This is a genomic window from Verrucosispora sp. SN26_14.1 (genome assembly GCF_004307965.1).
Taxonomy (GTDB): Bacteria; Actinomycetota; Actinomycetes; order Mycobacteriales; family Micromonosporaceae; genus Micromonospora.
The window spans coordinates 1-10,637 of the sequence record NZ_SISL01000199.1; the positions used below are offsets into that span (position 1 = coordinate 1).

Below are 10,637 nucleotides of genomic sequence, written 5' to 3' on the forward strand. Positions count from 1 at the left end.
GACCGGCAGCCTCGGCCGCACCGCCGCCGCGGCCGAGATCGGCACCCTCGCCGCGACCGCCGGGTGCGGCAAGACCCCGACCCTGCGCAGCGGTACGCACACCATCCAGAGCAACGGCAAGAGCCGCAGCTTCATCCTGCGGGTGCCCGACAACTACCAGAACACCAACCCGTACCGGCTGGTCTTCGGTTTCCACTGGCGCGGCGGCACCGCCACCGACGTCGCCACCGGCCAGACCGTGCAGCGTGACGCCTGGGCCTACTACGGGCTGCTGCCCCTGTCGAACAACAGCACCATCTTCGTCGCGCCGCAGGGACTGAACAACGGATGGGGCAACTCCGGCGGCGAGGACATCACCTTCGTCGACGACATGCTCCGCGTCATCGAGTCGGACCTGTGCGTGGAGACCACCCAACGCTTCGCCCTCGGCTTCAGCTGGGGCGGCGGGATGAGCTACGCCGTCGCCTGCGCCCGGCCGAACGTGTTCCGGGCGGTCGCCGTGTACGCCGGTGGCCAGATCAGCGGATGCAGCGGTGGCACCGGCCGGATCGCCTACTTCGGGGCGCACGGCATCCGGGACAACGTCCTCGGCATCGCCGGTGGCCGCTCCCTGCGCGACCGGTTCGTCGGCAACAACGGGTGCACCGCGCAGAACCCGCCGGAGCCGAGCCAGGGCAGCCTGACCCACCGGACCACCACGTACTCCGGATGCGCGGCCGGCTACCCGGTCGTCTGGGCGGCGTTCGACGAGGGACACATCGCCGCCCCGCAGGACGGCGCTCCCGGTGACAGTGGCTCGCGGACCTGGCTGCCGGGCGAGACCTGGCGCTTCTTCACCCAGTTCGGCGGCACCACCCCGCCGCCGACCACCACCCCGCCCACCACGACCCCGCCGACCACCACACCGCCGACCACCCCGCCCCCGGGTGGTGCGTCCTGCCGCGTCACCGCCACAGTCAACGCCTGGAACAACGGCCTGACCGAGGACCTCACCATCACCAACACCGGCAGCTCGGCGGTGAACGGGTGGTCGCTGGTCTTCACGCTGCCCTCCGGGCAGACCATCACCGGCGGCTGGAACGCCAGCTACTCGCCGACCTCCGGGCAGGTGACCGCGAGGAACGTCTCCTACAACGGCACCATCGCGCCCAACGCGTCGGTCAGCATCGGGTTCCAGGCCAACCACACCGGCAACACGGCCCGACCCGGTGCGTTCACGCTGAACGGCGCCACCTGCACCGTCGCCTGACCGTGCGGGGGCGGAGCCCGCCGGGCTCCGCCCCCGCTGATCGGGCCGGTGCCCGCCTCAACGTGGCGGAGCGGCGGTGCCCGCCTCAACGTGGCGGTGTAGCTGTTCGCGCGTCGGCGTGTCGCACAGCCACACTGCCACGATCAGGGATGGGCTTAGGCTGCGGCGGTGCCGTTGACCTTTCCCGCGCATCTCGCGCCGGTGCTGGCGCTCAAGGTCTGGCGGCCCCGATGGTGCGACGGGGTGGCACTGAGCACCGGTGCCGTGGCCCCGGACGTCGCGTACCTCGCCGTCGGCGCGGACGGCCGGACAATCGCCGACACCCACTCCTGGCCCGCGCTGTTCTGGTGGTGCCTGCCCGTGGCGTTGGCGTACGCGGCGGTGGTCCGGTTCGCCGGTCCCGACGTCGCGGTCCACCTGCCCGGGAACCGGTGGTTCGGCTGGCGGGGGTACGCGCTGCGTGGTGCGGTGCTGCCGTACCGCCTGTGGATCACGGTCGGCTCGGCGGTGCTCGGCGCGGCGAGCCACCTTGGTTGGGACTGGCTCACACACACCGACGACTGGTTGCGGGTGCTGTTCGGGGTCGACTGGTCCCGGGTCAGCGGCGTGGCCTGGTGGACCGTGTCGGACCTGACGAGCACGGTCGTCGGCAGCGCGCTGGCGGTCGTACTCGCGGCTCGGATCGGTCGGCGCGGCGGGCGGGAGGCGGACGGAGGTGCCGTCCCGGCCCGCCGGCCGACCCTGTTCTGGGGTGTCGCCGGGGTGGTCGCCGTGGCCGGTGCGGTGTGCGTGGCGGCGCTGCCCGGTGCCGACCTGCTCGCGCCGACCGGCGTCCGGCTGTTGCACCTCGCCGCGCTGGCGCTGCTGGCCGGTGGCCTGGCTGTCCGGGTCAGCTCGCGGCGCGGCGTCTGGCGGCGTATGGCAGGGCGAACAGGTACAGGCCGGTGACGAGCAGCAGGAAGAGCGGCGGCAGGGGCAGGAAGAACACCCACTCGGCCGGTTCCTGCTGCCCCATCACGACGACGGTGACGATGACGACTGCCACCGTGAAGACGATCGACGTCCACCGGTGCACCTGACGGACCCACGCGTTGCCCTTCACCGGGGCCTCCCTCCGGACCGAGCCGCCGCACCGGCACTCTGCCGGTGGTGTGCTCGACCGGAAGTCAGGCTATGGTCGGGGCGCTGACCTGCGCTTCTCGATTCCTGACCGGTCCGTCCACCGGTTCACACCGGGCCATCCCGAAGGCCCGGCAGATCACCCCGGGTGGGCGAGGGTCAGGGCTTGCGGCCCACCGCACCGTACGCGTCGATCGCCACCGCCTCCGGGTCCGCCGGACGCCACAGCGGGATCGGCACCAGGCCCGGCTCCACCAGCGTCAGTCCCTCGAAGCAGGTGCCGAGCTGTTCGGGGCTGCGCAGGATGTAGGGCACGCCGCCGCTCTGGGCCAGCCGTTCGGCACCGGAGACGACCTCGGGGCTGGTGTCGGTGCCGTCCCAGAGCACGAGGTGGCTGCCGGAGGCGGTGGCCGCCATGGTCCGGCCGACGATGGCGCGTACCACGTCCAGGTCCGGCTCGTAGCCCATCACGCCCATGTACATCACCGCGACGGGCTTGTCGAAGTCGAGCGTCTGCGCGGCCTCGGCGAGGATCTTCTCCGGGTCGTGGTAGTCGGCGGGCACGTACGTGGTGACGCCCTCGGAGGTGGTGCTGGACAGCAGCGCGCGGGCGTGGACCAGCACCATCGGGTCGTTGTCGACGTAGACGATGCGCGAGTCGGGCGCGATGGCCTGGGCGACCTCGTGGGTGTTCTGCATGGTGGGCAGACCGGTGCCGATGTCGAGGAACTGCCGGACGCCCGCCTCGGCGGCCAGGTAGCGCACCGCCTGGATGAGGAACTTGCGCGACTGCTGGGCCATCACCACGATCTCGGGGTAGACCTCCGCCACGGCGTCACCGGCGGCCCGGTCGGACTGGAAGTTGTCCTTCCCGCCCATCCAGTAGTTCCAGATCCGCGCGGCATGCGGCACCTCGGGCTGGAGCTTCGCGGCGAGTTCGGGATCCGGGCTGGCCATTCCTAGCTCCTGTCGACGGGGTCGGCTGACGGACCTGCGGATGATCACATCATCGTACGCAGGCTCCGTCCACTGTCGAAGGTGAAGGTACCGCCTTGAGCGGGATTCCCATGCCCCGTCACCTTGCCCGAGGGTGGCAGGCTTCGGGTGGTGGGAAGCCTGCTGGCACAACTGCCTGCCCTGATCGGTGTCCTGATCGGCACCGTCGGCACGATCGTCGCCACCTCGCTGGCCGACCGGTCGCGCTGGCGGCGGACCCAGACGGTGCGCTGGGACGAACGGCGGCTCGACGCGTACGCGGAGTTCGCCCGCGCGCTCAAGGAGGTGCACGCCACCTCCGGCCGGCTGTTGCCCGGATGGCGAGGGGTGCCGGTGGACCGGGATCGGGAGCTGGCCAACCTCGTCGAGGCCGACTTCCGCCACACCCTCGCCTGGGAGAACGTACTGCTGCTCGGCGACGGTCCGACGGTGACCGCGGCCCGCGCGTGGCGCGACGCGGTCTGGGCGATCGAGCGAGTCGCCCAGGGCAGGCCCACCGACGACCTGGCGGCTCTGCTGCACCGGGCCAACGAGGCCCGTGACCACTTCTACGACGCGGCCCGGGACGGCCTGGGCGTCGGCGGTGGCCCGGTCGCCCAGGCCACCCTCTTGCAGAGCCGCCTGGGCGACCGGGACCTCCCGTTCACCCGTGACGTTCACCCGGGGTGAGGAGTACGCGCGTTCATCTCGACAGGCACGCGGAGTGGCCTGCCGTCGCTGGCGATGACGGCGAAGCCGTGACCGTCGGACAACCCGCTCGCCCGCAGCGCGTTCACCCCGTCGGGCGCCAGCGTCGGGAACGCCCCGCCCAGCACGTCCCGGCTGTGGCGTGGCCCCGCCACCAGTGGGTCGAACCCGACCTGAGGTAGCGCGACGGCAAGTGTCGCAGCGACCCGGTCAGGCGGGGTGGGCCGGTTGGTCGAGGATGGCGCTGAAACGCTCCTCGGCCAGGTCGAGCTGGTCGAGGATGTGCCGCCGTACCGCATCGGAGAGCGGAGTGTCCGCCCGGGTGACCAGATCCCGGTAGACCGGCACCAGCGGCCGGTACTTCCGCGCCAACGACTCGACCTTCGGCCCGACCGAGTGGATCACGCCGACCCCGTTGTCCGTGAAGTCGGAGATCTTGACGACCCGTGCCCACGGCTCCCGCTCCAGGCTGGCGGCGACGTGCTCGTGGTACTGCTCGTCACGCCCCCGCCCCGGATCCCACGGCGGATTCGTCACCGCCGCCACCAGCCGCGCCACCCGAGGCCCGAACCGCTCCGCGAGCACCTCCAGCGCCGCCCCGGTCCGGTCGGACACAGTCGATTCGTCGGCCCCGTTCGCTTCTTCGCACCCGGCCAGCTCGGCCGGGTGGTCCTCGACCGCGTCGTGGAGCAGCCCGGCGACGATCACGTCGACGTCGCGTACCTCGTAGTAGTGCATCATCCGGATGGCGACCCGGAGCAGGTGGTTGACGTACGGCTCGCGGGATCGCCGGTCGTCCCGGTGCAGCCTTGAGGCCAGTGTCAACGCCTCGTCGAGGCGCTGCTGATGATCCTCGTCGAAGACCTTGATCTCCAGCCGGAACCGCTCCCGCAGACCGGCCTCGCCGTGCATCTCGGTGATCGCGTGCATCGGCATGGTGGCCAGATACGGTGGCAGTTCCATGCGTCTCTTATAACCGATCGCCCCGACCTGCGGGGGACCGCCAGTCCGCCGCAACGCGCCGCTGCCTTCTTATCGTGGCAGCGTGGCTGTTCCCGCAGCGGCGTGTCGAACAGCCACACTGCCACGCTAAGACGAGGCACCTTCTCGGTCGCCATAGCAGACGGAGGGCCGGGGTGGGGGTTGTCCACAGCGGGCCGTCCGTCCACAGGTGTTGGGGTTCGTGGCTGCGTGAGCTGGGGGCTGGGTGGCACGGTCCAGGGCGTGGACGTGGTGTTGGCGGAACTGGTGGAACGCGGGCACGGGCTGGTGAACCGGTCCGTCGTCGAGCAGGTCGTGCCGGCGTGGATCCTGCAACGATCGTGCACCACCGGTGAGTTGGTGCGGGTACTGCCCGAGGTGTTCGCGGCAGCACACCTGCTCGACGAAGAGGGCAGGCGGGCGTACACCTCGCCGCTCGGCCGGATCGGTCCGGACCTCGGCCGCCGTGCGGTCGCTGGCTGGATACGCGAGCGCGGCGCGCTCAGCCACCTCACTGCCCTCGACGTCTGGGGGTTGCGTGCACAACTGCCCGGGGACCTGCTGCACGTGAGCGCCCCGGCCGGCAGCGGCCTACGAAGCTGGCCCGGTGTCCGGGTCCACCGACGACGCCACTTCAGCCTCACCTCACCGTCGGTGCTGGTACGACAGGGACTGCCGGTGACCACCGTCGAGCGTGCCCTCGTCGACTCCTGGCCGATGCTCACCCCGGGTGAGCGGCGGACGCCGATGATCAGGGCCGTGAACGACCGACTGACCACCCCCGAGCGGTTGCGGGCCGCACTCGATGGCACGACGCGGGTGCCGGGACGGGCAGGGCTCAGCACACTGCTGACCAGGCTCGCCGAGGGCTGTCGCAGTCCGTTGGAGATCTGGGGACACGAGCGGGTCTTCACCGGCCCGGGAATGCCGACGTTCCAACGGCAGGTACGCGTCCGGCTCGGTCGGCGTACCGTCTACCTCGACCTCTACGCCGAGCCGGAACGCGTCAACATCGAACTCGACGGCGCCACGACCCACGGCGACCCGCGACAGCGCGAGATCGACCTGCGCCGCGACGCACAACTGGCCGCACTCGGCATCCTGGTGGTCCGTTTCGCCCATCGTCGGCTCGTGCGTGAGCCGGAGACCGTACGCCGGGAGACCCTCGCCATCCTGGCCAGCCGTCGACCGCGTTGATCCCCGGAACCGCACGTGCTCATCCGTCAATGGTGTCCGGCTTCGCGAAGAACATCGACTGGATCGAGTCGGCGGCGTTCGAGACGGTGATCCTCAACCGGCTCGTCAACGGCGGCAAGGTCAACAGTGCCGAGTTGCTGGCACGCTCGGCGCGTGGGGCGCCGTTGGCGCAGCACCTCGGGTTCCGGGTGGTTTATAAGAATGGGGGCCAGCCGCTGCCGACTATGCGGCCCTCCAAGGAATCCGACGTGGGACTGTAGAAGGGTGCGACGTGGTCTCGGAGTTGTCATCCCGGTCACGCCTGTTTCCGGACTCAGGGGTTGGTTGACGGGAATCTGACCTTGCGCGGTCCGATGTGGAGAAACCGATAGGGTTGCTGACGGCAAGCAGGCGAACTCGTGCCGTGACCGTGTGACCGATCGCCTCCGGGGGTGTGCGATGGCGCCGAGCAAGCGACAGGCCGTCCTGATCGGAGTCAACCAGTGCGGCTACGACGTGCAACTGCCCGCGCTACGGTATGCCGAGAGTGACGCACAGGACCTCCGGGCCGTGTTGCTCGACCAGGACTACGGCACCTTCCACGACGGTGACGTCAAGATGTTCCTCGGCGCGGATGCCACGTGGCGTGACATCAAGGCGTATCTGCGCGGGATCGCGTTCGAGTCAGGCCCCTCGGATGTGCTGCTGGTCTATTTCGCCGGGCATGCGTTGGTGCCGGAGTGGAACGAGCAGCTCGACGCGTACCTGGTCACTGCTGATCTGGATCCGGACGCGCTGCCTCGGGAGCCGGACAACGGCCTGCGGATGTCGTTCCTCAAGCGGGATGTGTTCGAGGCGTTCGCGGGCACCTCGTTCCTGGTGCTGGACTGCTGCCAGGCGGGCATCTATGCGGACGCCGACCGGCGACATGCGGCGGCGATAGAGACCTACCGCACCCAGGTCGACCGGCACAGTGCGTTGCTGGCGTGCCCGAAGGGCGGGGTGGCCCGGGAGAACACCGACTACGGGCACGGTGTGTTGACCCACCACGTCCTGCGGGCACTACGTGGCGAGGCTGCGGACGAGGCTCGCCGGGTGTCGTTCGCCCGGATGGCGGCGTTCGTGGCTGAGCAGGGCATCGACCCGCCGCCGGCCCAGTGGGTGAAGACCTACGGGCCGGCGATACCGCTGACCCAGCCACCCGTGTCGCGGCACGATCGGCAGACGTTCAACACACCGGCCAATCCCGGCGTCATCCGGCCCTGCAAGAACCCGCTCGAAGACCACGCGAACTCCATCATGCAGTTGCTCGGCCGGATGTTCCGCGGCGCGAACCGGCCGAGTCACCACGCCCAGCAAGTCGAACTCATCCGGTATGCGGTGGACGCGGACTCGGTGGCGGTGGTGCAGTTCGCCGGTGACGGCATCAGCGTGGTGGACAAGACCCCACGCTTCGACTACGAGCTGCTCCGGCCGATGCTGGAACTCGCCGCCGACGAGGCCGTGCAGTACCGCACCTCGATGCCGGGTCATGTGGTCTCCGACGGGGCCCGTCGGCGCATACTCTGCGTACCCGTCAAGGCGGTGGACGACAGACTGGTCGCCTACGCCGTGGTCGACCCGGCCCCCGCGCAACTGGAAATGGGCGAGCCGCTCGCGGTGATCCTGCGAGCAGTCTGGGACTCCGACCCGATCAACAAGCCGGTCGAGTCCGAGATGATCGTCATGACGGCGTTGCGGGCCGCGTTCGGCCGGATGCCGACACCGGTGTACGAATACGCCTTCACCAGCTACCAGAAGCTGGTCGACTCGCTGACCATGGTCTTCCAACCGGTGGTGGAACTGAGCCGACATCCCACCGGGGTGGGGGTGTACAGCTTCGAGGCACTGGCCCGCCGTAAGGAGGGCGACACCGGAGCACCGATGGCGGTCCTGCAGATGGCGCACCAGTGGGGCGACCGGTTCATCATCGAGCGTGACGCACTGCTCGTCTCGAAGGCCATCCGCTCGTACGCCAAGGCCGCCGTCGCCGCCAACTGGCAGGGCATCAAACCGCTGTCGGTGAACGTGGCGGTCCGCTCGCTGTTGCGCGACTCGTACCTGCATCAGGTGAGCCGGGCACTCGTCGAGGCGGACGTCAACCCGCAGACCCTCACCCTGGAGATCTCCGAGCAGGATCCGATCATGCCGGGGCCGGGTGAGGACTGGCCGCAGAAGCCGCTGGAGTACTTCCACCGTCGTCTCACCACGCTGGCTCGGGACCTGCACATCAACTTCGCCGTCGACGACTTCGGTGTGGGCCACGCGTCGCTGGCGCGAATGGCCGAGTTGCGGCTCACCCAGATCAAGGTCGACCGGGCGGTTCTGCACCATCCACTGGCCGTCGAGGAGTTGGAACTGGTGGCGAAGGTCGCCCGCTACGCCCGTGACCAGGGCGATGCTCCCCATCCGCGAGCTGTCGTGGTCGAGGGGTACGACGAGAAGGCACCGATCGCCCTCAAGCAGATCTGGGATCTCGGCATTCACCACGTCCAGGGCTACTTCTGCGGGGCGGTGGCGTCGACGAGCCTGCAACCGCTCGACCGGCAGATTCAGGAAGAGATCGCAGCCCAGGTAAAAGGAGAACGATGAGCGTCGTCAAGCTTGAGTTGCCGGCGGACGTGCTGAACGAGATAGATCTGCCGTACGAGGGAATTCGTGGGCTGGACGCCCTCACGCTCGCCGTCGAAGGGGTCGCGGTTATGGCCAACCTCGCCACCCTCGCCGCTGTGCAGCCACAACTGGGTGCGTTGGTCGTCGCGATTCGCAACTGGCGGTTGCGCGACAATCGGCAGACTGTCGTGTTGACGGTCAAGGGCCGCGGTATCGACATGCGAATCGACCTGCCGCGCAACGTGGATACCGCGAGGCTGTTGAAGCACCTGCAGCCGATCTTCGAGGAAGAACGGTGACGTGTCTTCTGCGGATCCGGGACTTCATCCACCGGCACGAGCGAGTTGCCATTCCTGACCCCGGCTGTGACGCCACGACAGGTACTACCGCGCCTTCACCATCCGGGCGGTGAGGTCGAGGGCGGCGCGGATCGGGTCGTCGGACCAGCGGCTGGCGAACACGTCGTACAGGCACCAGCCGGCGCGGGCCAGAGTGCGTTGCCGTTCCACATGGGCGTCCACCCCGTCCGGGTGAACGCCGCAGATCACCCCGACCGCGTTCGCGTCGGCGCCGACGCAGAGGTCGATCCGCCAGCGGCCGACCGGGTAGCCGGGGCGTACCGGCACGCCGATCCGGTCGAGTTCGACGGCGACGGCGCGGGCCCACGGCTCGGACGCGGGTGCGTCGGGAGCGCTGGACACCGGCGGCTGTGCGGCGTACCGGAGGTAGTCGGCGACGATGCCGTCGGGGGAGCGCAGCGAGGTGACCACCGTGAGCTGCTTCCGGGCCCGGGTGACCATGACGTTGAACAGGTTCGGGTCGGCCAGGAAGCGGTGTCGGCCCGGCGGGTCGTCGTCGACCAGCCCCAGCGAGACGATCACCACGTCCGCCTCGCTGCCCTGGAACGCGTGCACCGTGCCGGAGCGCAGGCCGAGCCGTTCGATCTCGTCGACGTCGTACGCCGAGAGCAACGCCGCCTCCACCGCGTCGGCCTGCGCGCGGAACGGGCTGATCACCGCGATGCCGCCGCCGGGCGGCTGGGTGGCGAGCTTCCCGACCAGGTCGAGTACGGCGTCCACCTCGGCCTGGTTGACGCCGTCCACCACGGCGGCGTCGGTGGTGGTCAGCACGTCGATGGCGTCGACACGTTCGGTGCGGGGGTGCCGGGTGACCAGCTTGAGCCGGTCGCCGTAGAACCGCCGTGCGGAGAATCCGATCAGGTGCGGCGTGGACCGGTAGTGCTCGCCGAGCCAGGTGACCGGTGCGGCACCGGCCGCCAGGTCGAAGGCGCTGGACCGGCGTACGTCGAGCCGGTCGGCGAAGCGGTCCAGCCCGTGCCGGTGCAGGGTGGCGGTCACGTCCTCGTCGGAGACGAAGGAGACGAACCGTAGTTGGCGCGGGTCACCGGCGACCAGGGCGTGCCGGGCCCGGGCCAGCACCGGGGCGGCCCGCAACTGGTCGACGTGCGCCGCCTCGTCCAGCACGACCAGGTCGAACATTCCGGAGACCGGCGGCAGCAGGTCCTCCACGTCGGCCACCGTGCCCACCCAGAGCGGCAACGCCCGCACCAGTGCCTCGGCGTCCAGCCCGGCGAGCATCTCGCGGCGACGGTTGCGACCGGCCCGCAGGGAGGTGCCCAGGGCTCCGGCGGCACGTCGGCCCTCGCCGGTCCACCGTCGCGCACTGGTGACCTGGTGCCGCAGCGCGGTGCCGACCGCCTCGGCGAGCGCGGCGTCCGCCTCGGCCAGCGCCGACCAGGCGGCCGACAGGTCGGTGC

General features: G+C 70.1%; 12 protein-coding genes. 7 read left to right on the forward strand and 5 right to left on the reverse strand.

The window, feature by feature from the left end; all coding sequences use genetic code 11:
• Both EYA84_RS18090 and EYA84_RS18095 read left to right on the forward strand, forming a co-directional pair.
• Positions 1 to 1,249, forward strand: a 1,249-nt coding sequence (locus EYA84_RS18090) for a cellulose binding domain-containing protein (RefSeq protein ID WP_131054239.1), incomplete at its 5' end; no start/stop codon positions are given.
• A gap of 168 nt (positions 1,250 to 1,417) precedes the next feature.
• Positions 1,418 to 2,197, forward strand: coding sequence for a DUF4184 family protein (locus EYA84_RS18095; RefSeq protein ID WP_131054240.1), 780 nt, complete (start codon positions 1,418 to 1,420; stop codon positions 2,195 to 2,197).
• Here EYA84_RS18095 and EYA84_RS18100 read toward each other — a convergent pair.
• A complete protein-coding gene (locus EYA84_RS18100) occupies positions 2,139 to 2,351 on the reverse strand; it encodes a hypothetical protein (RefSeq protein ID WP_131054241.1) in 213 nt (70 codons plus the stop codon). The genes EYA84_RS18095 and EYA84_RS18100 overlap by 59 nt on opposite strands.
• A gap of 176 nt (positions 2,352 to 2,527) precedes the next feature.
• Positions 2,528 to 3,325, reverse strand: a complete 798-nt coding sequence (locus EYA84_RS18105; RefSeq protein WP_131054242.1) for an SAM-dependent methyltransferase — start codon at positions 3,323 to 3,325, stop codon at positions 2,528 to 2,530.
• A gap of 150 nt (positions 3,326 to 3,475) precedes the next feature.
• Between EYA84_RS18105 and EYA84_RS18110 the strand changes: the two genes are divergently transcribed.
• Positions 3,476 to 4,033, forward strand: a complete 558-nt coding sequence (locus EYA84_RS18110) for a hypothetical protein (RefSeq protein WP_131054243.1) — start codon at positions 3,476 to 3,478, stop codon at positions 4,031 to 4,033.
• Here the strand turns inward: EYA84_RS18110 and EYA84_RS32300 are convergent.
• Both EYA84_RS32300 and EYA84_RS18115 read right to left on the reverse strand, forming a co-directional pair.
• Positions 4,021 to 4,206: a hypothetical protein gene (locus EYA84_RS32300; RefSeq protein ID WP_153227107.1), complete on the reverse strand. Its 186-nt coding sequence runs from the start codon at positions 4,204 to 4,206 to the stop codon at positions 4,021 to 4,023. The genes EYA84_RS18110 and EYA84_RS32300 overlap by 13 nt on opposite strands.
• A 55-nt stretch (positions 4,207 to 4,261) precedes the next feature.
• Positions 4,262 to 5,014 (reverse strand): HD domain-containing protein, encoded by a 753-nt coding sequence (locus tag EYA84_RS18115; RefSeq protein WP_131054244.1) that lies wholly within the window; start codon positions 5,012 to 5,014, stop codon positions 4,262 to 4,264.
• 228 nt (positions 5,015 to 5,242) lie between these two features.
• Between EYA84_RS18115 and EYA84_RS18120 the strand changes: the two genes are divergently transcribed.
• The 4 genes from EYA84_RS18120 to EYA84_RS18135 all read left to right on the forward strand — a co-directional run bounded on the left by EYA84_RS18120 (position 5,243) and on the right by EYA84_RS18135 (position 9,159).
• Positions 5,243 to 6,229 (forward strand): endonuclease domain-containing protein, encoded by a 987-nt coding sequence (locus tag EYA84_RS18120; protein WP_236145828.1) that lies wholly within the window; start codon positions 5,243 to 5,245, stop codon positions 6,227 to 6,229.
• Positions 6,230 to 6,261: 32 nt separating this feature from the next.
• The gene (locus EYA84_RS18125; RefSeq protein WP_131054245.1) at positions 6,262 to 6,489 is read left to right on the forward strand and encodes a hypothetical protein; all 228 of its coding nucleotides are present in this window, start codon (positions 6,262 to 6,264) and stop codon (positions 6,487 to 6,489) included.
• 178 nt (positions 6,490 to 6,667) lie between these two features.
• The gene (locus tag EYA84_RS18130) at positions 6,668 to 8,839 is read left to right on the forward strand and encodes an EAL domain-containing protein (RefSeq protein ID WP_131054246.1); all 2,172 of its coding nucleotides are present in this window, start codon (positions 6,668 to 6,670) and stop codon (positions 8,837 to 8,839) included.
• Complete coding sequence (locus EYA84_RS18135; RefSeq protein ID WP_131054247.1) at positions 8,836 to 9,159, forward strand: hypothetical protein; 324 nt, start codon at positions 8,836 to 8,838, stop codon at positions 9,157 to 9,159. Before EYA84_RS18130 ends, EYA84_RS18135 begins: the two co-directional genes overlap by 4 nt.
• Positions 9,160 to 9,243: 84 nt before the next feature.
• Here EYA84_RS18135 and EYA84_RS18140 read toward each other — a convergent pair.
• The coding region (locus EYA84_RS18140; RefSeq protein WP_161594996.1) for an AAA domain-containing protein at positions 9,244 to 10,637 on the reverse strand (1,394 nt) is incomplete at its 5' end.